Here is a 24,228-nt window from a genome sequence, read left to right as displayed (position 1 = left end):
GCACGACTATCGTTCGTGCCGATAACACCCACTGTAGATCAAATACGTCATTTAATTTTCTTCGACAACAGCCCTCAGCTCAATGTTGTTATCCGCAATGTCTGTTAAATAAATCGAACGCTCCATGCCTTGAGCACCACGATTGTTATGAAACTCTCCGCATTCAACCCCCATTTTCCTCAGGGAAAGCCTTTAATTGAGCTTCATCAAAGGGCTTTGGGGGGTTAAAACAATGAATGCTTCCGTTATTCCGGCAGTGGACGATTCATCAATTGCACCATGAGTTTCTCTAAACCTTTGGTGTCGACCGTTTGCACCACTTGTTGCAAGGTTTCCCCTTGCTCAGGCTGATAACCCGGCGCCCATGAGAGTGTGTCACCATAGTTTGGGCCAAATTCCACCACCGCATCCACGTAAAGATCGGTGGACTCTGTTATGAGAGTTGGATCCAACCAAACGCCCGAGGCAATATCATCCCACAACGGAAAATTGGCTTCGCGCGTGCTGACTACCTTTGCGACAGCATTATCTTGCTTCGCCATTGCCTTAAGTAATTTCGGTGTCAATTGGGTGGTGGTGGAAGGATCAACGGGGACCATCACAATTTTCTTCCAGGGTGCACGCAAAGCCATGCGCACCGCTTCAGGGTCCCAAAGCCAATTAAATTCACGACGTGGCGAATTGACAAATTCGCGAGCAAATTCCCCCGCAATTTTGTTATCCAACCGCTGACGTGGATTCAAACTGCCACCCATGTAAACCAGCTCTTTAGCCAAGCTGGCAAACTCTGGATCCAGCGATTGTGCCAGCGCAATGTTCGTTAATGGCCCCGTTGCTATGATCGATACTTCTCCCGGATAGGTACGTACCATGCGAATCATAAAGTTGGCGGCATGCTCTGCTTTAGCCGTGTGAGTCGGATTACCCTCCACCAGATCGGGAATCTCGTTCCAGGCGTGATAGGTAGGTGTGGACTGCTCGGTTTCTTCCACCCACTCTTTTTGCCAGGCGCCTTTCCAAATGAGCTTGCCGTAGCGCTGTTCCCATAACTCCGTGGATTTTTCGGTATTGAGCAAGGGAAAGGTCGCACCGGCATACACGGGAATATCGCTGCGGTTAGCCAACTCTAACGCACGCAAAGCCCATTGGACATTCCAACCTAACCAACGGTTACCACTGACCTGAGTGACACCCAAAACGTCAACACCGGGGTCTTGAATGACCATCCACTGCGCTACTGCAAATCCATCGTCATCAAGAATCACTTTGCGCTTTTCTGCAGCCACCACATGCGCAGCAACACAGCTCAAGGCTAAACCTAGTGCCATGTGTTTCATATTGTTCACAGCGTGGACAGGTAATCGAATCATCATTATGCCTCATCTAAACTAAAAATAGCGCTGATACCAGCGCCTATTCAGGATGTGTCTCTGAACACAGAAACGGAGGTCATAGCAGAAACTGTGCCCATCATGATATTTCATACAAAAATAACGGACAAAGTCAGTAACGGCGGGGGCTTTGACGTACCAACTGAAAAAAGATCACCCGGCGTTGCCCCTTCTTTTCGCACCAAAACTAACCAATCGGTCAGCTTTTAATCAAGAAATGCAACGCCAGCAAGCATCACCGAATAGGCAGACACAAAAAAGCCGCCTGTAAGACAGATTTTTCAAAATCAGGAGAACTAACAATAGAGAGGTGGAGAAACTATTTGGGGTCTAACTATTCGAGGTCAACGTATGACCACTCTGACGTCATGGCTTTTCTCTGTCCCCGAATTTCGGTGCTGTATTACTCTGGCTATCAGAGAGAATGAGAAAGTATGTTGAACGAGTCATTAGGCCACTATAGAGAGTGCCTATTCTGGTTTTTGCTGCCAGTTTTTCCCATTCGATATTCTCCCGGTGTCATCCCCATCCAATCTTTAAACGCGCGAGAAAAGGCGCTCTGTTCTGAATACCCCAACAGCATGGAAATATCAGAATACGATAAGGAATCATCTAATAAATATTTTTTTGCCAGCCGGCGCCGCAAGCCGGAAATAATACTGCGGTAGCTGTAACCCGCTTCTTCTAAAATTCGGTAAAAGCTGCGAGTGGAATAACCCATTTGCTTTGCCACGGTGGCAGCTTTTGTATCACCATCTTTCATGGCCATTAATATATGCTGCTGTAGATTTTCGAAAAAAGCTTCAAACGGATCTGATGGTTTTTCAACTTCAGCCTTCAGCATGGCTTCTGCTTGACCATCAAAAATCTTGCGCATGTAAGGATCACTACTGGTAATCGTCATCCACATGACATTAGCGGGTACATCCACCATTAAACAATCGGTATTGAATTCCACCGGACAAGCAAATAACTCGTCGTACAATTCTGGATTTTCAGGCGCGTCAAAAGGCAAACCCACTTTAATGGGCGCGATTTTTTTTCCGATCAAACTTTGGTAAAGCGTGATAAACACAGACACGCCAAACTGTGCTGAAAGTTGGGTGTCGACACCGTGTAAATGCCAGCGGTGGCGAATCACATCACTGCTCACTTCTACCTGTGTGCTGAGCTCAGAAAGTACCAAGGTTTGAAATCGGCCGTAACGGGTTAAGGCTTGCCCAAGTGTACTGCACGCGGTTAATAAATAACCCACGATGCCAAAATCTTTAGGCTGAATGATTTGCCCTAACTTGACCCCTAAGGCCGGCACCGGCTCCATAGCATACAGCTCGTGAATCAGTGCATCGTATTCACGGTTGGCCATTTTAGTTTGGGACTGGAAGTCCTCTAGCTTTTTTGAAAACTCAGGGCAATGTAAATCGCGCTGAGCAACATAGCGCTGTAATACGGCAATAAAACTGGTGGGAATAACGGCTTGCTCTGACATTTGGCCAGTATTCTAGATTTGGCACAAAATGTCAATGAGCGAGAAACTGTCAATACTTCTGATCCTGAAATACCTAATATTCCCTCATTAGTAAAACCAGGATAAATGAGGCTTGAAGAAAGTTTCAAAGCCTCACAACCACATGATGAGAATGAGGGAGTTTCCCCATGTCCTACGTTGTAACCGAGTCTTGCGTAAACCATAAGCACACTAACTGTGTGGATGTGTGTCCAGTTGAAGCCTTTCGCGCTGGCGAAGACATGCTGTATATCGACCCAGAAGTGTGTATTGAATGTAACGCCTGTTTAACGGAGTGCCCTGAGCGTGCCATCTTCCCTCAATCGGCAGTGCCTGAAGATCAACAGCACTACATCGCCCTAAACGCTGAACAAGCCAAAGTCTTACCAGCCATTCGTCAAAGCGTGTCCCAACAAACGGCAGCCAGTGCACACTCTGCATTATCTGGTCGTTTTGCCGTTGTGGGGGCTGGCCCTTCCGGGTTTTATGCCGCCGAAGCCATTTTGAAAAAAATGCCATCGGCCAAAGTGGATATTTTTGAAAAACTGCCCACCCCATTTGGTTTGGTGCGTTACGGCGTAGCGCCAGATCATCCACGCATTAAATCAGTGAGTGCCAGTTTTGAACGTATTGCCGAAAATCCACAAGTGCGTTTTTTGGGTAACGTGAAAATTGGTGAAGACATCAGCATCGATGACTTAAACACCCTTTATCATTCTGTTGTGTATGCCACGGGCGGCTCAAAAAGCCGCGCGCTAACCATTCCTGGCGCTGACTTGGATAACATTTTTGGCTCATCTGAATTTGTAGGTTGGTACAACGGCCATCCAGAAAACCAAACACTCACGCCAACATTAAATGGCGAACGTGCAGCAGTCATTGGTATTGGTAATGTGGCGTTGGATATTGCCCGTATTTTAATTTTGCCACACGATGAACTAGCCAAAACCGACATTGCCGACCCTTCCCTGTTGGCTCTGAAAGACAGCAACATTCAAGAAGTTTGCTTACTTGCGCGCCGCGGTGCGGTGCAAGCGGCGTTCACACCCAAAGAGTTAGAGCAATTAATTGCCATTGAAAATTTAGACCTGGTCATTAACCCAGCCGACCTTGAACTGGACACACAAAGCGAAGCAGTACTGGCCCTACCTGAATTTAGCGAAGCCTGTCAAAACATAACCTTGTTACGTGAAGTGGCAAAACGTCCACTTAAAAAAGACGACAACGCCAAGCGCATTCGTTTTATGTTTTTAACCAGCCCAGAATCCATTACTGAAACAAACGGTGAGAAACGATTGCACATTGTGCGTAACCGTTTAGAGCGCGCCGACGATGGCGACGTATCCGCTGTTGCCACCAATGAAAAATCCGTTCTGGAAGTGAGTTTAATTATTAACGCCACTGGTTATCAAGGCACACCCATTGAAGGTCTACCATTTGATGATCGCCGAGGCGTCATCGCCAACGACAAATCATTAGTGCAAGAAAAATCCTATGTGGCCGGTTGGATTAAACGCGGTGCCAGCGGTGTCATCGGCAGTAACAAAAACTGTGCTACAGATACGGTCAGCCAATTGGTTTCTGCCCTACCAGAAACGCTCGACACCATAGAAGCCGACGTTCAAGCCCTACTTGAACAGAACCAAGTGGACTTCATTACCTATAGCGATTGGCAATTACTGGATCAACACGAACAAGCGGAAGGGGCCAAGCAAGGTCGCCCACGTCGCAAAGAAACTAACGTGACCAAAATGCTCAGCATCATCAAAGATGCGCGCGCCACTGCCATGGCCGAGGCCGAGGCACAAGCTAAATTGCCAGTAGAAACCCATTACCGCAGCTGCACGTTGTGTGAAGCCATGTGTGGTGTGCAAATTCAATATCAAGGGGACAAAATCATCGCCGTGGCCGGCGATGAAAAAGACCAACACAGCTGGGGTCACATTTGCCCGAAAGGTTATTCATTACAAGACTTACACAACGACCCAGACCGCTTGAAAAAACCATTACGCAAAGTGGATGGCCAATGGTTAGAAGTTGAATGGGACGAAGCCCTAGATTACGCGGCCCAGGGTCTTGCTAAAGTACAAGCACAATACGGTAACGATGCTGTAGGTGGTTACTGGGGTAATCCAACCTCACATAACCTTGGTTTATTAATGGCCACCAACAAACTTCGTAAAGTTTTAAAAAGTAAAAACATGTATACGGCGGCGTCGCTTGACCAAATGCCACACCAGCTATGTTCATACTTAATGTTTGGTCATGGTCAAGTGTTTACCATTCCAGATATAGACCACACCGATTACATGTTGATGTTAGGAGCCAACCCAGCGGCCTCAAACGGCAGTTTGATGTCCGGTGGTGATATTTTAAAACGCATCGAAGGCATTCACGAACGAGGCGGAAAACTCGTGTTGATCGACCCGCGTAAAAACGAAACCGCCATCTACGCACAAGAGCACCACTTTATTCAACCAGCTACCGATGCCATTTTCTTAGTGGGCCTAATTCAACATGTGATTCGCAAAGAGCTTTATAAGCCGGGCCGTTTAAAAGACATGATGGATCACTGGGGTGAGTTATTAGACACCTTCGACTTGTTACCAATGTCAGAAATTGCTCAACTAACGGGTATCCCTCAATCGGAAATTGAACGCATTGCAGAAGAGTTTTCCGCCGCTGACAAAGCCATTTGTTATGGCCGCATGGGTATTTCGGCACAAACATTCGGTGCATTGAATCATTACTTAATCAACACGTTAAACATTTTAACCGGTAACCTAGATCGTCGAGGCGGCATGATGTTTACCAAACCAGCGGTGGATTCTGCGGTAAAACCACATCAAGCCGGTAGCTTTAACACCTACCAAAGCCGCGTACGTGGCCTGCCGGAATTTAACCGTGAATTCCCATCCTCTGCCATGGCCGAAGAAATGACCACCCCGGGTGAAGGTCAAATCAAAGGCTTTATTTGTATTGCTGGTAACCCAGGGCTTTCTACCCCGAACAGCCGCTTACTGGAAAAAAGCCTCAGTGAATTAGACTTCATGGTGTCATTAGATTTTTATCTCAACGAAACCTCTCGCCATGCGGATATTATTTTGCCGCCAACGGGTCCACTGGAGCACGAACAATACGACCTCGTATTTAATCTTCTTTCGGTTCATAACGTGGCGAAATTTTCTGAGCCGTTATTCCCACATGCACCGGGCACCCTTTCTGATTGGGACATCATGAACGGTTTAATCGGCCGCCTAGAACAAATCAAAACCGGCCTAGAGCCAAAACCTCAAGCCATGACCTTGGTACAAATGTTGGATTACGCATTAAAAGCAGGTCCATACGGGCAAGGCTTTGATGAATACCAAGGGGATGAAGTGGTCAAACACCACAGCGAAGGCTTAAGCCTTGAAAAACTCAAAGAATTCCCGAATGGTTTAAACCTTGGCCCACTACAGCCTTGCTTCCCGGACTTTTTATTCACTGAAGATAAGAAAATCCACATGCTGCCTGAGCCATTCATCTCTGATTTAAAGCGTTTAAAAATCTTTGCCAGCGAGCTGAAAAACAAATCCGAACTGAACCTCATTGGACGTCGTGATTTGCGCACCAATAACTCTTGGATGCACAACAGCCAACGTCTTGTAAAAGGTAAAGACCGCTGCGGCTTATTCATGCACCCAAAGGATGCAGAAAAATACAATTTAAGCCACGGCCAAAAAGCGAAAATTTCTTCACGCGTTGGACAACTTAGCGTGGTGGTTGAAGTGACAGACACGGTGATGCCGGGAGCAGTCTGTTTACCACACGGTTGGGGTCACGACCTTGAAGGGGTTGAGTTGCGCGTTGCGAAAACCAATCCTGGTGTTAACAAAAACGATCTTACCGATGATCAATTAATTGATGAACTTTCAGGCAATGCTGTCTTCAATGGTATTCCGGTGACGGTTGAAGCTTTGTAAACTAATGCAGAACAGGACAGTCACGACTGCCACCATGCAGGATTCATATAGATCTTTTTAAGGAGTGCCTGTCCTGTATTACTTCTGCTAATTACGTGTTTTTATTGATTTAGAGACTTGCTATATTTGAGGCACAAAAAAAGGCAAGCCATTACAGCTTGCCTTTTTATGAATTACCGAGCTATTAGATAGCTACGATATTCTCAGCCTGAGGTCCTTTTTGGCCTTGAGTAACAATGAACTCAACCAGTTGACCTTCAGTTAATGTTTTAAAACCCGAGCTAACAATTGCACTGAAGTGTGCAAATACGTCTGGGCCAGACTTTTGCTCGATAAAACCAAAACCTTTAGATTCGTTGAACCATTTTACGGTACCAGTAGTTGCATTAGACATGATAAATATCCTGTAATTAAAAAGTATAAAAATGCCTTCGTGAGGCACGAAAAAGCGGGAAATATAAATTGAGATTTAGAAACTACAGGACGAAGAACTACAAAGAACACGACGAAATGGAGGTAATAAAAATAGACTTACTTTCAAGCTTTAACCACACTATAGGTCTTACCAGGCAAAGTCAAACGATTTCTCAGGCTTGCGACACTGGTGCTACCCATTTAAAAGTTGACGCCTTAATTATAATTATGCGGCAAGTATTGAGAAGTGCCTCGGGAACTGAAGAGGAAAGGCACTGCCTGCGTTGAATAGCTAGCGGGGTTGATGCTGGTTCATGCGGGATGCGTATAGATCTTTTCTGGGAGTGCCTGTCCTGTATTATTTTTTTGTCCTGTATTATTTTGCAACTTGTGGATTGGACGAGTCGTGCCATCCGCGATGACCAGCGTGGTTCGATCCCCGAACACCTGCCACCGATTCTGAAACGACTCAATATTCGCGCTGAGCTTTGGCTGACCAACAGCCAGCACTTTGAAAAGATCGTGCATCGACGATTTCGAAAATCGGCGTAGATTACACAGATTTTCCCTTCTCTTTCCAGCCGATCTTTATTTGCTGATGAGTATCTGTGCCGGGATTTGAGATAGTGGCGCTTAAGTTGTTTTTAAACCACCCAATCTGATTCTTCTTGAATAGCTAGCGGGGTTGATGTTGGATCATGCGGGATGCATATAGATCTTTTTTAGGAGTGCCTGTCCTGTATTATCATGGAGCTGTCAGGTGCGTGCCAGCTCTTCCCGGAGGATCCTCCGGATGTAAGTGGGAAGGCTACCGGGACTTATCTGCTTATCGTGACGTCAATCAACTGGGTATCGAATTTCCGTTGCAGATTCTAACCAGAGTTCCGTATAGATCGTAAAGACGAAAAGATCTTCAGCAGCTCACCGAGCTAGATGAATCCGGTGCCGTTACTTTAGTTGTCGCCATAGGGAAGACTGGCGATTGCCATGTCTTTGACTACACTATTCGGTTAGGTTCTTGTCCGGTTCGGACACATCATCATAATCTCAGGCTTCCAGCTTGCATACACACGTATTATGCAGGCCGGTGTTCGACTTTTTCAGAATCATAAACATAGAGAGAATAATTTATGTCAGACCTCATTGTAATTGCGTTCCCTGATGAAGAAAAAGCCTTTGCTCTGCGCAGTGAATTGGCAAAAATGCAACGGGAATACCTTATTGATATGGAAGACATTGTCATCGTTACAAAGAACGACAAGGGGAAGGTGAAGCTACACCAAGCCCAGAATCTCACGGCGGCCGGCGTTGCCGGTGGCGGGTTTTGGGGCATGCTCATCGGCATGATTTTTCTGAACCCTCTGCTTGGCGCTGCTGTTGGCGCTGGTGCCGGTGCGCTGTCTGGTGCCTTGTCTGACATTGGCATCAGCGATGACATGATGAAAGGTGTCGCGGCCAATTTTACGCCAGGTTCTTCCGCGTTGTTTGTACTGGTACGAAAAGTGACAGGCGACAAGGTTCTGGAAGAATTAAAGGAGTTTACCGGTGAGGGCAAAGTGCTGCAGACCTCGCTGACCAAAGATAGCGAAGATGCATTGCGCGCCGCTATTGAGAGCGCCAGTTAATTTGCGAGAAAAATCAGATCACTTCCCGTGATCTATGTCGATAACCGGAGAATATAATGGGTATTAATTTTCAACTGCATCGAGCGTCTGTCAATGCTGCCAAGGGCATTCGTGAATTCCAAAGAGCCGATAACGCGCTTGCAAAAGGTAATGATGATACTGCGGTCAAGCACCTCAACAAAGGCCTGGAGAAATTTAGCACGGCGCTGGACCACCTGGTGAAAGCCGAGGCTGATACCTATGCCAAAGCTGCAAAGGATTTTGATCAGGGCAATGAGCAACTGGAAAAGGCTATTGAGGCGTGGGCCGACGGCAAGGACAGTGTGGCAGTGTCGCATTATGAGAATGCCCTAATGAAGTACGACGAGGCGCTGGACCTTCTCGATAACTGATTACGGCATTCGATGTCGACGTCGAGTCACTAACTAATAGCGGCGTGCTCACGTGGCGGTCCTTTGGTTCTTCGGAGGGGTTTGAAAGTTCGCTGGGCAGCCGACTCAGTATTCTCTACTGGATAGGTCACCGAGCCTCCATGAAATAATGGAATAATCAAACCAGAAATAGAAGCGTCATTGAAGCCCGGACGTCTGTAACAGGTGTGCAGCGTAAGCGGCGTCCAGTGGCCGATAGGAGCGATTTGCTGGCAGTGTTTATGGGGCATGCCCTTACAATGGGTCTTAGGCAGTTTTTTCGCCTTGCCGTCATAATTCAGGTGTTTAATCGCGGTAGAGGAATCGCTCTGCGGCCTGATACCGCAATAGCTAACAACGGCTAAAATTCTTCGTTTACTATTGTCGGGTATGCAGTTACTTTTGGCATCGAAGGAACCAGCATGAAAGGAAGTATTGTTTATATTGGAAGTGCCAGCATGTGGGCGTCAGCTGTGGGGACGGATAGCTATTGGTTTTAGAGGAAGGTTAAGTGATCGATAAAATTCATCCATTCAGGGCTGGAAAATTGTTCGTTGCAGCCCTAGTGCTGTCCGGCATATTCATTGCTGGTAACGCCTCTGCGCGAGACGATAAACCCAATATCGTTCTGATCGTGATGGACAACCTTGGTTGGGGTGAGCTGGGTGCCTACGGCGGCGGCATCCTCCGTGGTGCAGAAACACCTCGCCTAGACCGGTTGGCCGCTGAAGGTATGCGTTTTCTCAATTTTAACGTCGAATCCCAGTGCACGCCGAGCCGGTCGGCATTGATGACAGGTCGACATCCAATACGCTCGGGAACCACCAAGGTGGTTTGGGGCCAGCTTTACGGGCTGACCCAGTGGGAATACACGATTGCGGAGGCGTTATCTGACGCAGGCTATGCCACCGCGATTTACGGTAAATGGCATCTCGGCGATACGGTCGGAAGATTCCCCACAGATCAGGGGTTTGACGAGTTTTACGGCATACCGAACACGACGGATGAATCGGTATACGCGTCGGGATTACAGTTCGATCCCGAAAGCGTGACGCCTCCCTACATTTTCGAGAGCATTCGGGGCGAGAAACCCCGCAAAATTAAACTGTATGACCGTGCCGCGCGGCGTCAGATCGACGCCGAACTCGTGCAGCGCTCAATTCGTTTCGTGGAAAAGAGCGTCAAGGCAGGTAAGCCTTTCTTTGCCTACCTTCCCTTGACGCAAGTCCACGTGCCGGCATTGCCAAACGAGGATTTCGAGGGCAGCACGGGCAATGGCCGCTGGGCCGATGTCCTGGCCGAGGTCGATCATCGGTCCGGACAGGTTATCGACGCAATGGATCGTCTGGGCATCCGCGACAATACCATCATTATCTTCATGAGTGAAAACGGACCTGAACAAGTCTATCCGTACAACGGTACTGCGGGTCCCTGGAGGGGCACCTACTTCACAGCACTCGAGGGCTCGCTGCGGGCACCCTTCATCATCCGCTGGCCCGGAAAAATAAAGGCGGGCACCGTCCACAACGAAATCATGCATATTACTGACGTTTATCCGACTCTCGCGAAAATTGTCGGTGCCACGGTTCCTGATGACCGATACATCGATGGCCTGGACCAGTCTGCCCTGCTCACCGGCCACACCACGACGGGCCTGCGAGATGGGTTTCCTGTTTACAACGGTGATCAACTGCAGGCCTACAAGTGGAGAAACTGGAAAGTGCATTTCCTGACGCAGGACTCCATGCTGGGAGACATCAATCGACCGGGCATGCCCCAGGTTTTCAACCTGCTCAGCGATCCCAAAGAGCAGTACAACATCTATCAATACGGCGCCGTGCATGGCGAAGACAGTATGTGGGTGACGCCCGCCGTCATGAAGCTGGTATTGGAGCACGAGCAAACCCTAATTGACGAGCCTCCCATCAAGTTAGGCACGCCCGATCCGTATCTGCCCGATTCAGCTCGGCCATAAACCCATCGTTCAAATCGTGACGAACTGAAGAAACTGAAGAGGACAGGCGCTACCTACGCATTAAAACCAACACTTAAGTGTGAAACACACCCCAATATCATTCCAATTCAACAACAATTCATCTTCTCCGGTCTTGCATCCAGGACAGTCCCTTATAGTCACAGCAATAATAAACTTCCGGCTCACAATGTCAGAGTCCTCCTTATGACCCAACCTCGTAAACAACTCATATCAACGGCGGATACGCCCTACTACCACTGTGTCTCCCGCAGCGTCAGGCGTGCCTTTTTGTGTGGTACGGATACGGTCACCGGACAAAGTTATGAGCATCGTCGGCAGTGGCTGGAAGACCGAATTCACCTGCTCAGTGCCATCTTTGCCATCGATATTTGTGCTTATTCAGTGATGATTAATCACTACCATCTAGTGGTTAAGCTAAACGCCTCTGATGAGTGGTCCGATCAGATGGTGCTGGATCGCTGGTTGATTCTCTATAAAGGCCCTCTACTGGTCCAGCGTTATTACAAAGGCGAGACCTTGTCCAAGGTAGAACAAGAGGCTGTTTCACAAATCATCAACGTCTGGCGACAGCGACTTCAAAACCTAAGCTGGTTCATACCCATAGGGCACAAGTGAAGTGCCTGAACGAACCCATTGCCCGACTCGCCAATGCCGAGGACAATTGCACGGGTCACTTTTGGGAATCCCGTTTTAAATCCCAGGCATTGCTCACCGACGAAGCCTTACTGTCGTGTATGGCGTATGTGGATCTCAACCCCATCCGCGCGGGAATGGCCAAAACACCGGAGACCTCTGAGCACACCAGCATTCGGGAACGTATCAACCCTGTGATTACTCTGGAGAGCGCCATCAAGGATCAGGCATTAGCCAACGAATTTGACCTATCGATCAAGCCTCTCTTGCCTTTTGAAGATGTTATCCGTTCAACCTGCCAAACGGGTATTGCCTATTCGCTGAGTGATTATCTGCAACTGGTGGATTGGACAGGTCGTGCCGTTCGCAATGACAAGCGGGGTTCGATCCCCGAACACCTGCCACCGATTCTGAAACGACTCAATATTCGCGCTGAGCTTTGGCTGACCAACAGCCAGCACTTTGAAAAGATCGTGCATCGACGATTTCGAAAATCGGCGTAAATTGAACAGATTTTCCCTTCTCTTTTGGTTGATCGCATTTTGCGAGAAGTATCTGTGTCCGGAATTTGAAAATTTGGCGTTTAGGCGCCTTTGCACCACACATTGTGATTATTCTTGAATAGTTAGCAGGATTTGTGATCGATCAGACGGGATAGAGATAGATCTTTTTTAGCAGTGCCTGTCCTGTATTATTCTGTATAGTTAGAAAGTGAAGAGCAAACACCTTGTCCGCTTACACCCACGTATATATTAATCAATGACTTTATTTCGTATTGGCTGACCAGGATAAACACTTTCAAGAACTTTAGACTCTTTCACTACAATGGTTCCATTGACAATGACATAGGGGATGCCTGTAGATGGTAGTCCTCCTTTTGCCATAGTGGCATTGTCAGTAACCGTTTCTGGGTTGAAAATGGTGATGTCGGCATCTGTCCCTTCCTTAACCCGTCCTTTTCGAGCCATTTGTTCCACACCGTTTTCCTGCAAGAATTTGGCTTGCATATAGCTCATTTTTGATATGGCCAACATGAGTGGCATCAGTTTTTCTTCTCTGACCAAGCGTAAGGCTTTGGCATGCGAACCAGCCCCACGTGGGTGGCCTTGGGTGGACTCATAAGGAATAGACCAATCAAGCGCCAGTTCTCCGGTTTCTGTCACAGACAGGGGAGCGGCATCAGACTCGACCATGGTTCTGGGGTCGGCTAGTGACTGCAGCATGACTTCCTCCTCTACACCACCAAAAATGACAGATGCCCCGGGCTGTGTTTTCAACAGCTCTTCATATCGTTCTTTGGTCAATGGCTTCATGGTCGCCACTTCTATGATGTCTTCATAGCTTCTCCCCATATTCCGTTGATAATTATCAGGTGCCAAGTAGTCGGCCCCTGCTACCGTTGCCCCCTGCCAATAGGGATAAATGGCAGCAACGGTATTTAGCCCATTCTTTTTGGCAGCATCCAACATGTCAATTGCTGTTGAGGTATAATTCAATGCCTGTTGGTGAATGTGGCTCACATATAGCCCTCCGCCATAGGCAGCGACACTTGCCAGCATCTCCTGAGTTCCCAAAATCCCAGTTGTTGGGGGCATCTGACTAGAAAACCTACCATGAAGCACGGTGCTAAGACCATGTTCTCCCATCAATTTTTGCCACATGATCGTTTCCCGACTGGTCGTGCCGCGCGTCATGTACCCTGGAACTGCCCCCAGGCCTAATGCTCCCTGTTGAATGCCTTTTTCAAGCATTGCTTCCATTTCATCTATTTGTTCTGGAGAAGGAAGAAATTCAGTGAGGGACATGTTGAAATCACTGCAATTATGTGGATCAAATGCATCCAAAAGGATTGATGCCGTACTTGTGTTGTAATCAGGGTTTGATAGGGTTTCGCGAATAGCTGCGGCAGACACAGCGACTCCATAGTTGGTCTGTGATTTACCTTCCAATTTGGCATACCATGCATCTACCGGATAGGCACCTGCTTCCATGTCGAGTGGGGTAGCCACCCCATCACGCAAGCTTAATTTTTGCCCAAAAGGGAAATCTGAAATATGTGAATGAATATCGATAAACCCAGGAGCCACCACATGCCCCGTGGCATCAATGGTTTCTTTTCCTGATATTTTCTCTTTAGTGATCAACCCAATGACACCATCTTTTACACCAACATTTCTGATGGCATCCAAGCCCGATTCTGGATCCATCACCCTGCCATTTAAAATGACTAGGTCGAACTCAGTATTCGAATTTACTTTGGATTTTGTAGGTGTATCGTCAGCCTTATCGCTGCACCCGGTAAATAGCGTCACGCACATCAGGCAAAGTATGCTTAGCCAGACTATGTTAATTGTCTTTTTCATTGTTTTGAAGTTTCTCATAAACTCATTGAAGACTATCATAAGCTATTTTTTTCAACATCATTCTTGATGGCTTTACCGGGATAGACACCCTCCAGTACTTTTGAATCTTTGACTACTACAGTACCATTGACCACCACATAGGGTATACCGGTTGACGGCAATGCCCCTTGTTTATAGGTGGAATTGTCGGTCACAGATTCGGGATTGAAGATCGTGATATCGGCATCTTTTCCTACTTGCAGCCTACCTTTCTGGGACATCGATTTTGCGCCATTCTCTTCCAACCAATTAGCGTGCATGATGGTCATTTTTTTAATAGCCAGCATCAGTGGCATCAGCTCTTTTTCGCGTACAAGTTTCAGCACCTTGGCATGGGTTCCAGCAGCACGAGGGTGCCCCGATACTGATTCAAATGGTACATCAAAATCCATGGCCGATTTGCCTGTTGCCGGGATTACCATGGGCGGTGCATCACTTCCTACTACTGTTCTGGGATCAGCTAATGCACTAAGCATACCTTCTTCTGTGATCCCAGCCATAATGACCTGCTCTTGCGGACTCGTTTTTATCATTTCCTCGTATCGTTCCTTCGTCAATGGCTTCATGTTCGAAATTTCCAACAGGTCACCGTAGTCACGCCCCATGTTGCGTTTATAGTTTTCAGGCTTTAAAAAATCAGCTGATACGATTGTTTGTCCCTGGTAATAAGGATAGATCTCGGCAAGTACCTTCATTCCTTTATTTTGGGCATCTTCAATCAGATCCAAAACAGCGGGTGTGAGATCTAAGGTTTGCTGATGGACATGGTGGACAAATAAGCCACCACCATAGATACTTTGACTAGCCAGGAACTCTTGAGTCCCTAAGATACCGGAAGTTGGAGGCATTTGGCTGGAGAAACGTCCGTGAATATAAACCGCCAGGCCATACTTTCCAGCTACCTGTTGCCACATGATCGTTTCTTCACTTTTCGTTCCATTGGTCATATAGCCAGGCAGGCCTCCGATACCAAGACCTCCCTGTTCTACACCCTCAGTAAACATTTGCCTCATTTCTTCTAACTGTTCAGGAGTTGCCAAAAGGGTTGCAAACTGAAGATCAGGGTTACTATGTGTATCAGGATTAGTAACATCCTTGATAAATGAACCTGAATTGGTATCGTAATCCGGATTAGCAATCTTTTCGCGGACACCAGCTGTAGAAACTGTGGCGCCATAGTTGGTTTGCGAACGCCCTTCCAATTGCTTGTACCACATGTCAATCGGGTACCCGCCACCTTCCATATCCAAAGGGGTCGTAACACCATCGCGTAAGGCCAGCCTCTGACCGAATGGGGTATTTGCGATATGGTTATGGAAATCAATAAATCCCGGGGCCACCACATGTCCCGTGGCATCGATGGTTTCTTTTCCGGATATCGGTTCCTCCGTGATCTTCGTAATCACGCCTTTGTCTATGCCGACGTTCGCGACCTGGTCGAATCCGGTCTCAGGGTCCATGACGCGACCGTTCTTGATCACGAGGTCGTGATCCTGGCCGCTGGCTACTGCGGCAAAAAGAACTGTAGCGAGAGCGAAAAAAAACTGAAGGTTGGATCTCATGCGATGATCTCCGCTGTGGCCGCAGTACCGCCAAAGCAGCGCGTATTGGCAAACCGAGTGGGGGAACGAGTGGGGGAACGAGTGGGGGAAATAGTGCCCACGGTTCTCCCCGTGAGCGCCATAGGTACTTCTATGAGCTAAGCAGCAACCGTGTTGGCTGTCAAATGTCTCTGGAATTCACTGAATTTAGGGGACAGTCTACTTATCCCGGAAAACCTACCATGAAGCACGGTGCTAAGACCATGTTCTCCCATCAATTTTTGCCAAATGATCGTTTCCCGACTGGTCGTGCCGCGCGTCATGTACCCTGGAACTGCCCCCAGGCCTAATGCTCCCTGTTGAATGCCTTTTTCAAGCATCGCTTCCATTTCATCTATTTGTTCTGGAGAAGGAAGAAATTCAGTGAGGGACATGTTGAAATCACTGCAATTATGTGGATCAAATGCATCCAAAAGGATTGATGCCGTACTTGTGTTGTAATCAGGGTTTGATAGGGTTTCGCGAATAGCTGCGGCAGACACAGCGACTCCATAGTTGGTCTGTGATTTACCTTCCAATTTGGCATACCATGCATCTACCGGATAGGCACCTGCTTCCATGTCGAGTGGGGTAGCCACCCCATCTCGCAAGCTTAATTTTTGCCCAAAAGGGAAATCTGAAATATGTGAATGAATATCGATAAACCCAGGATCCACCACATGTCCCGTGGCATCAATGGTTTCTTTTCCTGATATTTTCTCTTTAGTGATCAACCCAATGACACCATCTTTTACACCAGCATTTCTGATGGCATCCAAGCCCGATTCTGGATCCATCACCCAGCTATTTAAAATGACTAGGTCGAACTCAGTATTCGAATTTACTTTGGATTTTGTAGGTGTATCGTCAGCCTTATCGCTGCACCCGGTAAATAGCGTCACGCACATCAGGCAAAGTTGCTTAGCCAGACTATGTTAATTGTCTTTTTCATTATTTTGAAGTTTTTCATAAACTCATTGAAGACTATCATAAGCTATTGTTTTACAACATCATTCTTGATGGCTTTACCGGGATAGACACCCTCCAGTACTTTTGAATCTTTGACTACTACAGTACCATTGACCACCACATAGGGTATGCCGGTTGACGGCAATGCCCCTTGTTTATAGGTGGAATTGTCGGTCACGGTTACCGGATTGAAGATCGTGATATCGGCATCTTTTCCTACTTGCAGTCTACCTTTCTGGGACATCGATTTTGCGCCATTCTCTTCCAGCCAATTAGCGTGCATGATGGTCATTTTTTTAATAGCCAGCATCAGTGGCATCAGCTCTTTTTCGCGTACAAGTTTCAACACCTTGGCATGGGTTCCGGCAGCTCGGGGGTGCCCCGATACCGACTCGAAGGGTACATCAAAATCCATGGCCGATTTGCCTGTTGCCGGGATTACCATGGGCGGTGCATCGCTTCCTACCACCGTTCTGGGGTCGGCCAATGCACTGAGCATGCCCTCTTCTGAGATTCCACCAAAAATAACTTGGTCTTGCGGGCTCGTTTTTATCATTTCCTCGTATCGTTCCTTCGTCAATGGCTGCATGTTCGAAATTTCCAATAGGTCACCGTAGTCACGACCCATGTTGCGCTCATACGTTTCCGGCTTTAAATAATCAGCTGATACGATGGTCTGTCCCTGATAGTACGGGTAGATCTCGGCAAGAACCTTCATTCCTTTATTTTGGGCATCTTCGATCAAATCCAATACAGTGGGTGTGAGATCCAGGGTTTGCTGATGGACATGGTGGACATATAAGCCACCACCATAGATACCGACACTGGCAAGGAACTCCTGAGTCCCCAGGATGCCGGAGGTTGGCGGCATCTGGCTGGAGAAACGTCCGTGAATATAAACCGCCAGACCATATTTCCCGGCCACCTGTTGCCACATAATCGTTTCTTCACTTTTCGTTCCATCTGTCATATAACCGGGCAGGCCTCCGATACCAAGACCACCCTGTTCAACACCTTCAATAAACATCTGCCGCATTTCTTCTAACTGTTCAGGAGTAGCCAACAGGGTTGCAAACTGAAGATCAGGGTTACTTTCTGTATCAGGATTTGTGATATCCATAATGAATGAACCTGAATTGGTATCGTAATCCGGATGTGCAATCTTTTCCCGAATTCCGGCTGTTGAAACTGTGGCGCCATAATTGGTTTGCGAACGCCCTTCCAATTGCTTGTACCACATGTCAATCGGGTAACCGCCTGCTTCCATCTCCAAAGGGGTCGTAACGCCATCGCGTAAGGCCAGCCTCTGACCGAATGGGGTATTTGCGATATGGTTGTGGAAATCAATAAACCCCGGCGCCACCACATGTCCCGTGGCATCGATGGTTTCTTTACCGGATATCGGTTCCTCCGTGATCTTCGTAATCACGCCTTTGTCTATGCCGACGTTCGCGACCTGGTCGAATCCGGTCTCAGGGTCCATGACGCGACCGTTCTTGATCACGAGGTCGTGATCCTGGCCGCTGGCTACTGCGGCAAAAAGAACTGTAGCGAGAGCGAAAAAAAACTGAAGGTTGGATCTCATGCGATGATCTCCGCTGTGGCCGCAGTACCGCCAAAGCAGCGCGTATTGGCAAACCGAGTGGGGGAACGAGTGGGGGAAATAGTGCCCACGGTTCTCCCCGTGAGCGCCATAGGTTCTTCTATGAGCTAAGCAGCAACCGTGTTGGCTGTCAAATGTCTCTGGAATTCACTGAATTTAGGGGACAGTCTACTTATCCCGGTGGTGAGCGGGGAAGTTCAGTGAACTGTCCCCGTATCTGCCTACCCGTGCACGCCACGGGGCAATGACACTGAGCTTCACCGCCCCAGCGCTGGGCAGCAAGACCACGGCGTTGGGCTATTCCTACAGCAAGGACCCCGATTTGCGTTATTGCGAAGACTGATCGGCCCCAACGCCTCTTCAACCTGAGTCACGGCTGTGTTCACCGACATCAGATCACCGACGTCGGCCTGCACGGCACAGGCAGGCACACCCAGCTCGCGGATCTCGGCCGCTACGATTTCTGCCCGCTCCAGTACATAATCATTGACCGCAACCCACCCGGGTTGTGATGCGCCAGCATCAATGCAATCGCACGCCCCCTGACCCGCGCCGGAATCTTCGGTGTTATATAGAGCTAGTTAGATCGGCGGACCTAGAGGCTCTATTTATATTATTCACTAAAAAGGGTGGGCTTATGGCCCACCCTTTTTTTAATACCAGAAATCCTCGGCTAGCCTCAAGTCCGGCTTTTGATAATGCCGGACTCGCATAAGCCTGCTATATCGCTGGCAGAAAATCCCAGGCTCGTCAGCACACTGCTGTTATCAGCACCGGGTTGATGCAAGCCGTGTTTCACCTGCGACTGGGTTCGGCTAAAGCGTGGTGCCGGTGCAGGCTGTAAATATCCATCAATGTCCAAATAATTATGGCGAGCCTGGTTGTGTGGATGCTGTGGCGCTTCGACTGCGTCCAGAACCGGGGTAAAACAGGCTTCGGATCCCTCCAGTAGTTCACACCACTCGTCTCGGGATTTGCTGCGGATCACCGCCGCCAACTCCTGTTTTAGCTCAGGCCACAATTGCTCTTGCATTTGATCCTTCAGATTGAAACGTGACGAATCAAGGCCAGCTTTCTCCACCAAGGTTGTGAAAAACTGAGGCTCAATCGCACCAATAGCCACATAACGACCATCGGCTGTCTCGTAGGTGTCATAGAAAAACGCACCGCCATCCAACAAGTTGGTACCGCGCTTGCGCATATCCCACTGATTGACGGCGTGGTAACTGTGGCACATCCACATCAAATTTGCGGAACCTTCCACCATCGAACTGAAGAGGACAGGCACTGTCTACGTTGTGCTCACATTGCCACTGAATTTCGCGGCTGGAGGTGATGCCTTTGTAATAGGCAAAAAGAATAATTTTCAAGAGAATGGCAGGATCATAGGCAGATCGGCCCCCGGTATCGTTGTTGTACTTGTCGTAAAACGCTGACAGATCAATGTGATTGTCGATCAGTTGATGCAAGGTAAATTCGAAGGTGTTGGGTTGAAGCTGCTCTTAGAAATTGATGACAACCATCGTTGACTGGCTGTAGTTGTACTTTTTGAAGTTTGGCATGGCGGTAGTCCTTTTTCCGATGCCTAATTTTATCAAAAAACACCTATTTTTAGGAGTTTTTCTACAATTTCAACGCCGCCAACACGGGCGGCCGAAACGTAGTGTAGGCCGTCCAGTGCAATGCGTCTTTTGCATTGCACGATTGTGCTTGGCCTTGTTATGCGATGTTACTGACATGCGAGCTCGTCACTGGCAGCAAGAACTCTAAAGTTCTCAATGGATAACTGTGGGATATTGTGTGGCCAACTTTCAAAGACACCTGCCCCAGCCATCATTGGACAACTACTGGTGTAATGCTTATTGCCATTATAATCAATCATGTAAATGTCATATTTGACAATCTGATCTAGCGTGTTTGAGGCTGACAACATCATTCCTGATGACATTTTCGAAAGCTCAAAAGTGATATTTCCGGATGACTCACCCCGTGAAACACTTAAAACGTTTCCACTTTGAATATCTACTGTCAGATATACCTTTTCATCAGGTATTACCTTTACGGAACCGACACCAGGTGTCTTGGGTTTTATATTCCCTGCGTTACACCCAAAAAGAGAAATCGAAAATAATAGAATTGTTAATACCTTCAGTGGCACTTTCTGCTCCTTGTCTTTTTCGCATAACGCTTCAAACACCGGCGCAGTTTTGCTGCGTCCGAGTGCTTTGACTTGTTAGATTTTTCTTCGTTGTTACTACCGCGCCTATGAAAAGATAGTCTTCATCTCCTTGCAATCCATATTTTTGGATATGAGGATCTTCTGGATCTGGAAGAATCCCTCGCCGAATTGTAAAGACCTCTACACTCTGTGACAGGCTATTTAATTTCTCATTGCCATCAATGTAGCTTTGATAGCGCTTCTTAACCTTTGAAAGGTTTAACTGCTCTTTTTCATCATTCCAAACTCCCTTATAACTGTGGAGCGCTATAAAAACAGTAAAAGGTAAAATCGAATCGCCAGTTCGAGAGCTTAAAGAAAAATATTCTGCATTTCTCTCTAGATCTTCAATTACTAGGGTTTTACACGGATTAAACCCTTTGACCTCAATCGCACATAGCGGGATATCTATACTGTTTCGATCGGTGTAAATAGCAATATCAATTTTCCCAGACCTCAGTGTATTGCTGGGAGTTCGAATAACAGATTTGTAGCCTAGAAAATTGTCCGCCTTTACATTGGCCATTAGAGGTGTACAAGCTGAAGCGAATTTCTTCGTGTTATTTTCAAGGCATATTTTGTATGGAGTGCCAAAATAGTGGTTGAGCTCCTTAATTGCCTTTGCTGCATTCACTGTTAGAAGGTATTCAGCGTCAATCAGCTGTGTTTCATTATCAGAGAAATAGAATGCATCATCACATGAAGTCCTCATGGATTCTTTTAACTTATTGATGATATCTAGTTCGGAGTTCATATAAATCTAACGCAAAGTGCAGCGGCAGTTTGTGGAGTGGCGTTTTGTGCTAGCGTAGCGACCAGCACAAAAAGAGCCACGGAACAAACTGTCCGACTGACACGTATTGTTAGAAATCATAGCCACGATCCTGCAAAAACTCTAATAAATAGCCATGACCGCCTAAATATGACGATAACCGAATTACTTTTCCGCTCTTGAATTTGAGCACATACCAATAACACCAGCCGTTAAAACTTACTGAATCAAGATCATTCCATTTCTCGATTTTCTTGCCAGACCAAGGAGTTGAGAAGAAAATTTCAGTGTCATCATAAGTGCCTTTTACAAAGAACCCTTCAACCAAGGTATAAATAGCACCAACGCCAAAACCAATGGTTAAACCAATAAGAGCTGTTGTTTCTCCAGGTTTATCTATTTGATAATTTCCAGTTATAAATACAAGGAATGGAACTACCGAAAATAACAAGCAGGCCAAGCCCAAGCCCTTCATAAATAGCCCGAATTTTAATTCACCTTCTTGCGCAGCGTAGGTAGCTCTTTTAATAAAGTACGTAATCACAAAAACTGATATTGCGCCCGTGATTAAGCCCTGCCAATTGATGTCCATGCTAATCCCGATTGATTTCTAACGCCGAAATGTGCGGTTTTTGTAAGTAGAGGCGAAGCCGGAGCTTACAAAAATCCGAACCATTGTCTTGTTATGTGATGAGCTAAAGGAGGTCTTCATATTTTTTTGAAAGCACTGCGAACTCTCCCCATCCTACATTTTCAATGCAAAGCCCTATTCCGCTAACGGTAACAACACCATACATGATTGCCATTTTCCCTTTTGAATCATCATCAATACCATGCTCTTGTGAACTAGCATCCGTTGCTTTTAGGCAAAAATCTTTATATTCACCAATTTGTTTGTATTCAAGCATGGTCTGGCGAATATTCTGTGGTGTTGGCCCGCAATTCCATGACCTAGTGACCCTACCAAAGTACAATTTCGGGACATCATCGACGTCCTTTACAGCTCTAATATCAACTAGCAAGTCTTGAAGATGAACGGCATTATTTCGGCCCGGAAGGTAAAAATACTTATGTATATTTTTATTAAAGTTTCGACAAAGGCCTCTAATAGTTGTGATAGTAGAAGGAAGATTTAGATTCTCTCCATTATGCCGACCAATGGGAACTTTAGATATCCCTCCATTTTTGTCTTCATTCGGATGCCCTTTATATTCTTGCGGCTCGTCTATATTTGGGGGAATGGGCTTTTCTTTCATAAACCCTTTAATAACAACAAGCTCTTCATCCTCTATGGCCTTTTTAGCAAGCTCCTCATTGTCATACCTTTTGCCCTCAGCCTTTTTCACTCGCAGTCCGCAGTCAGGGGAGTGTTTGCTAGTGTGAGCAAAGAACGCCTTTCTACCATTTGTGTCAAAATCTTTATCCTCAGGGGACTTAAATAGTCCAACGCAGCATTCTGGGCAAAAGATACTGCCTTTCATTTCTTTTAGATATTCTGTTGTTGTTATTTCTTTGGACTTTTTTCTGAGTAATTTTTTGTCCCCAGTCTCGTAACTCCAATCTTTCAGGTGCAAAGCGAACTTTATTTGATTTTTTTCACTCATGAAATTTATTCCAATGTATTGCTTTCACATAACGCCCGCATTTGGGGCCGCAGTGTAGGCGTGAAACGCCGGAACGGAGGTCCCAGCCCCGCAGGGGCGAACAACATGCGCTTGTTAGGTTTCTACCGTTGTTTAACAAATGGTCCTACACAATTGGTTAATTGCTGATTGAAGCAAAAACTAAATCGGTCAGGAAAATTCTGGATAAACAAAAGAACCTCAACAACATCTCCACTCATATCACTGGTTGAGCCAGAACAATCCGGTTTTCCGTTGTCTTCTATAACAGTATCCTTTAACAGGTAGACGCCGCGCTCTTTATCTACGTTTGTTACTTCATATATCGCTTTTACCACTTCCTGATTCGAATGCACTAAGCGAGAACCTGTTGCGGTAAATTCATACTGTTCATTGCACCCATTTTTCGAGTATATCCAGGTACCCACAATCGGATGGCCTTCATATGTTGGTGCATCGTATTTATTTTTAATCGTACTGCAAGCTGACAAGAATATCGCCACAGTTACTATAAGAAATCTCTTCATTCTAAACCTTGATTAAACCTAACGCCGCCAACACAGGCGAGCAACTTGTTGTGAGTCCAGCGCCAACGGCGCGATGTGCTTGGCCTTGTTAGGCATTAAGCCAGCGCCTTGTAATAAAGAAATAGTAACCACCACATATTACCCCAACTAAAAGAATTGCCCAGTATTGAGCCATGTAACTTAACCAGTTATATGGGCCAATGTTAAGAAAGGGTACGATCTGTAGGATGGTTGAAACAGATATTAATGCCAAAAGACAGCCTGAGATAAAATACCAAACAATCGAAGTCTCCTGTTGCTTAGCTAAAACGTAAGCAATTAACGTCCCAGGGAATGCAGAAAAAACGAAGCATGCAACAAAGTTTGCAAGGGTGAGGCCGAATGAGCCAGAGGAAATATAATCTGTGAGCGTCAGGAGTAAGCCGCCTAAGAGCGGTGTTGTTATAAAGCCAATTAAATACTTCATATGATGCCTAACGAGACTGTAGAAAAACGTTTTCTAAAGATTGCTTATCCACAGCCCATTCCTTTTAATTTTGATGCTCACCATTCAACCATATCCACTTAACATAATCACTCATTGCGCGAACTTTA

21 protein-coding genes and 1 pseudogene are annotated in these 24,228 nt (G+C 46.8%); 7 read left to right on the top strand and 15 right to left on the bottom strand.

Going from position 1 to position 24,228, the window contains the following annotated elements; genetic code table 11:
* Positions 1 to 245 precede the first annotated feature (245 nt).
* Both G8770_RS19795 and G8770_RS19790 read right to left on the bottom strand, forming a co-directional pair.
* The gene (locus G8770_RS19795) at positions 246 to 1,328 is read right to left on the bottom strand and encodes a nucleoside hydrolase (protein ID WP_208022397.1); all 1,083 of its coding nucleotides are present in this window, start codon (positions 1,326 to 1,328) and stop codon (positions 246 to 248) included.
* A gap of 520 nt (positions 1,329 to 1,848) precedes the next feature.
* Entirely contained in the window at positions 1,849 to 2,880 is a 1,032-nt protein-coding gene (locus tag G8770_RS19790; RefSeq protein WP_167191173.1) for an AraC family transcriptional regulator, read from the bottom strand.
* A gap of 167 nt (positions 2,881 to 3,047) precedes the next feature.
* Between G8770_RS19790 and G8770_RS19785 the strand changes: the two genes are divergently transcribed.
* A complete protein-coding gene (locus tag G8770_RS19785; RefSeq protein ID WP_167191171.1) occupies positions 3,048 to 6,863 on the top strand; it encodes a molybdopterin-dependent oxidoreductase in 3,816 nt (1,271 codons plus the stop codon).
* Between the two features lie 184 nt (positions 6,864 to 7,047).
* Here G8770_RS19785 and G8770_RS19780 read toward each other — a convergent pair whose 3' ends face one another.
* On the bottom strand, positions 7,048 to 7,257 hold the full coding sequence (locus G8770_RS19780; protein ID WP_167191169.1) for a cold-shock protein: 210 nt from the start codon (positions 7,255 to 7,257) through the stop codon (positions 7,048 to 7,050).
* 341 nt (positions 7,258 to 7,598) lie between these two features.
* Here G8770_RS19780 and G8770_RS19775 point away from each other — a divergent pair, with 341 nt between their 5' ends.
* The 6 genes from G8770_RS19775 to G8770_RS23960 all read left to right on the top strand — a co-directional run bounded on the left by G8770_RS19775 (position 7,599) and on the right by G8770_RS23960 (position 12,444).
* Positions 7,599 to 7,829, top strand: coding sequence for a hypothetical protein (locus G8770_RS19775; RefSeq protein WP_167191149.1), 231 nt, complete (start codon positions 7,599 to 7,601; stop codon positions 7,827 to 7,829).
* A 578-nt stretch (positions 7,830 to 8,407) separates the two neighbouring features.
* A complete protein-coding gene (locus tag G8770_RS19770) occupies positions 8,408 to 8,902 on the top strand; it encodes a DUF1269 domain-containing protein (protein ID WP_167191167.1) in 495 nt (164 codons plus the stop codon).
* Positions 8,903 to 8,958: 56 nt separating this feature from the next.
* A complete protein-coding gene (locus tag G8770_RS19765) occupies positions 8,959 to 9,294 on the top strand; it encodes a hypothetical protein (RefSeq protein WP_167191165.1) in 336 nt (111 codons plus the stop codon).
* 529 nt (positions 9,295 to 9,823) lie between these two features.
* Complete coding sequence (locus tag G8770_RS19760) at positions 9,824 to 11,287, top strand: arylsulfatase (RefSeq protein WP_341771180.1); 1,464 nt, start codon at positions 9,824 to 9,826, stop codon at positions 11,285 to 11,287.
* 204 nt (positions 11,288 to 11,491) lie between these two features.
* Positions 11,492 to 11,923 (top strand): transposase, encoded by a 432-nt coding sequence (locus G8770_RS23965; RefSeq protein ID WP_208022396.1) that lies wholly within the window; start codon positions 11,492 to 11,494, stop codon positions 11,921 to 11,923.
* Positions 11,920 to 12,444 (top strand): transposase, encoded by a 525-nt coding sequence (locus G8770_RS23960; protein ID WP_208022395.1) that lies wholly within the window; start codon positions 11,920 to 11,922, stop codon positions 12,442 to 12,444. Before G8770_RS23965 ends, G8770_RS23960 begins: the two co-directional genes overlap by 4 nt.
* Positions 12,445 to 12,693: 249 nt before the next feature.
* Here G8770_RS23960 and G8770_RS19750 read toward each other — a convergent pair whose 3' ends face one another.
* The 12 genes and pseudogenes from G8770_RS19750 to G8770_RS19695 all read right to left on the bottom strand — a co-directional run bounded on the left by G8770_RS19750 (position 12,694) and on the right by G8770_RS19695 (position 24,100).
* Positions 12,694 to 14,322 (bottom strand): amidohydrolase family protein, encoded by a 1,629-nt coding sequence (locus tag G8770_RS19750; protein WP_167191163.1) that lies wholly within the window; start codon positions 14,320 to 14,322, stop codon positions 12,694 to 12,696.
* Positions 14,323 to 14,339: 17 nt separating this feature from the next.
* Positions 14,340 to 15,905: an amidohydrolase family protein gene (locus G8770_RS19745; protein WP_167191161.1), complete on the bottom strand. Its 1,566-nt coding sequence runs from the start codon at positions 15,903 to 15,905 to the stop codon at positions 14,340 to 14,342.
* A gap of 137 nt (positions 15,906 to 16,042) precedes the next feature.
* Positions 16,043 to 16,825: an amidohydrolase family protein gene (locus G8770_RS19740; protein WP_167191160.1), complete on the bottom strand. Its 783-nt coding sequence runs from the start codon at positions 16,823 to 16,825 to the stop codon at positions 16,043 to 16,045.
* A 92-nt stretch (positions 16,826 to 16,917) separates the two neighbouring features.
* Positions 16,918 to 18,477, bottom strand: a complete 1,560-nt coding sequence (locus tag G8770_RS19735) for an amidohydrolase family protein (RefSeq protein WP_167191159.1) — start codon at positions 18,475 to 18,477, stop codon at positions 16,918 to 16,920.
* 697 nt (positions 18,478 to 19,174) lie between these two features.
* Positions 19,175 to 19,762, bottom strand: a complete 588-nt coding sequence (locus G8770_RS19730) for a CoA transferase (RefSeq protein WP_279537198.1) — start codon at positions 19,760 to 19,762, stop codon at positions 19,175 to 19,177.
* Between the two features lie 25 nt (positions 19,763 to 19,787).
* Positions 19,788 to 20,057: pseudogene (locus G8770_RS24750) on the bottom strand (transposase); the annotation flags it as partial.
* 167 nt (positions 20,058 to 20,224) lie between these two features.
* Positions 20,225 to 20,653: a hypothetical protein gene (locus G8770_RS19720; RefSeq protein WP_167191157.1), complete on the bottom strand. Its 429-nt coding sequence runs from the start codon at positions 20,651 to 20,653 to the stop codon at positions 20,225 to 20,227.
* A gap of 31 nt (positions 20,654 to 20,684) precedes the next feature.
* Positions 20,685 to 21,467 (bottom strand): hypothetical protein, encoded by a 783-nt coding sequence (locus G8770_RS19715; protein WP_167191156.1) that lies wholly within the window; start codon positions 21,465 to 21,467, stop codon positions 20,685 to 20,687.
* A gap of 109 nt (positions 21,468 to 21,576) precedes the next feature.
* Positions 21,577 to 22,077 (bottom strand): hypothetical protein, encoded by a 501-nt coding sequence (locus tag G8770_RS19710; RefSeq protein WP_167191155.1) that lies wholly within the window; start codon positions 22,075 to 22,077, stop codon positions 21,577 to 21,579.
* A 103-nt stretch (positions 22,078 to 22,180) separates the two neighbouring features.
* Entirely contained in the window at positions 22,181 to 23,089 is a 909-nt protein-coding gene (locus G8770_RS19705; protein WP_167191154.1) for a hypothetical protein, read from the bottom strand.
* A 122-nt stretch (positions 23,090 to 23,211) separates the two neighbouring features.
* Entirely contained in the window at positions 23,212 to 23,634 is a 423-nt protein-coding gene (locus G8770_RS19700; RefSeq protein ID WP_167191153.1) for a hypothetical protein, read from the bottom strand.
* Positions 23,635 to 23,722: 88 nt separating this feature from the next.
* Positions 23,723 to 24,100 carry a hypothetical protein gene (locus G8770_RS19695; RefSeq protein ID WP_167191151.1) on the bottom strand — a complete coding sequence of 126 codons (378 nt, stop codon included), beginning with the start codon at positions 24,098 to 24,100 and terminating at the stop codon, positions 23,723 to 23,725.
* Positions 24,101 to 24,228: the final 128 nt, after the last annotated feature.

Origin of the sequence: Pseudomaricurvus hydrocarbonicus, assembly GCF_011602365.1 — a bacterium.
GTDB lineage: Bacteria > Pseudomonadota > Gammaproteobacteria > Pseudomonadales > Cellvibrionaceae > Pseudomaricurvus > Pseudomaricurvus hydrocarbonicus.
This window is presented reverse-complemented; position numbering and strand designations above follow the sequence as displayed.

Coding starts and splice junctions, on each gene's coding strand:
- G8770_RS19795 (WP_208022397.1), bottom strand. CDS start 1,328: ATGGCACTAGGTTTAGCCTTGAGCTGTGTTGCTGCGCATGTGGTGGCT.
- G8770_RS19790 (WP_167191173.1), bottom strand. CDS start 2,880: ATGTCAGAGCAAGCCGTTATTCCCACCAGTTTTATTGCCGTATTACAG.
- G8770_RS19785 (WP_167191171.1), top strand. CDS start 3,048: ATGTCCTACGTTGTAACCGAGTCTTGCGTAAACCATAAGCACACTAAC.
- G8770_RS19780 (WP_167191169.1), bottom strand. CDS start 7,257: ATGTCTAATGCAACTACTGGTACCGTAAAATGGTTCAACGAATCTAAA.
- G8770_RS19775 (WP_167191149.1), top strand. CDS start 7,599: ATGCGTATAGATCTTTTCTGGGAGTGCCTGTCCTGTATTATTTTTTTG.
- G8770_RS19770 (WP_167191167.1), top strand. CDS start 8,408: ATGTCAGACCTCATTGTAATTGCGTTCCCTGATGAAGAAAAAGCCTTT.
- G8770_RS19765 (WP_167191165.1), top strand. CDS start 8,959: ATGGGTATTAATTTTCAACTGCATCGAGCGTCTGTCAATGCTGCCAAG.
- G8770_RS23965 (WP_208022396.1), top strand. CDS start 11,492: ATGACCCAACCTCGTAAACAACTCATATCAACGGCGGATACGCCCTAC.
- G8770_RS19750 (WP_167191163.1), bottom strand. CDS start 14,322: ATGAGAAACTTCAAAACAATGAAAAAGACAATTAACATAGTCTGGCTA.
- G8770_RS19745 (WP_167191161.1), bottom strand. CDS start 15,905: ATGAGATCCAACCTTCAGTTTTTTTTCGCTCTCGCTACAGTTCTTTTT.
- G8770_RS19735 (WP_167191159.1), bottom strand. CDS start 18,477: ATGAGATCCAACCTTCAGTTTTTTTTCGCTCTCGCTACAGTTCTTTTT.
- G8770_RS19730 (WP_279537198.1), bottom strand. CDS start 19,762: ATGGTGGAAGGTTCCGCAAATTTGATGTGGATGTGCCACAGTTACCAC.
- G8770_RS19715 (WP_167191156.1), bottom strand. CDS start 21,467: ATGAACTCCGAACTAGATATCATCAATAAGTTAAAAGAATCCATGAGG.
- G8770_RS19710 (WP_167191155.1), bottom strand. CDS start 22,077: ATGGACATCAATTGGCAGGGCTTAATCACGGGCGCAATATCAGTTTTT.
- G8770_RS19705 (WP_167191154.1), bottom strand. CDS start 23,089: ATGAGTGAAAAAAATCAAATAAAGTTCGCTTTGCACCTGAAAGATTGG.
- G8770_RS19700 (WP_167191153.1), bottom strand. CDS start 23,634: ATGAAGAGATTTCTTATAGTAACTGTGGCGATATTCTTGTCAGCTTGC.
- G8770_RS19695 (WP_167191151.1), bottom strand. CDS start 24,100: ATGAAGTATTTAATTGGCTTTATAACAACACCGCTCTTAGGCGGCTTA.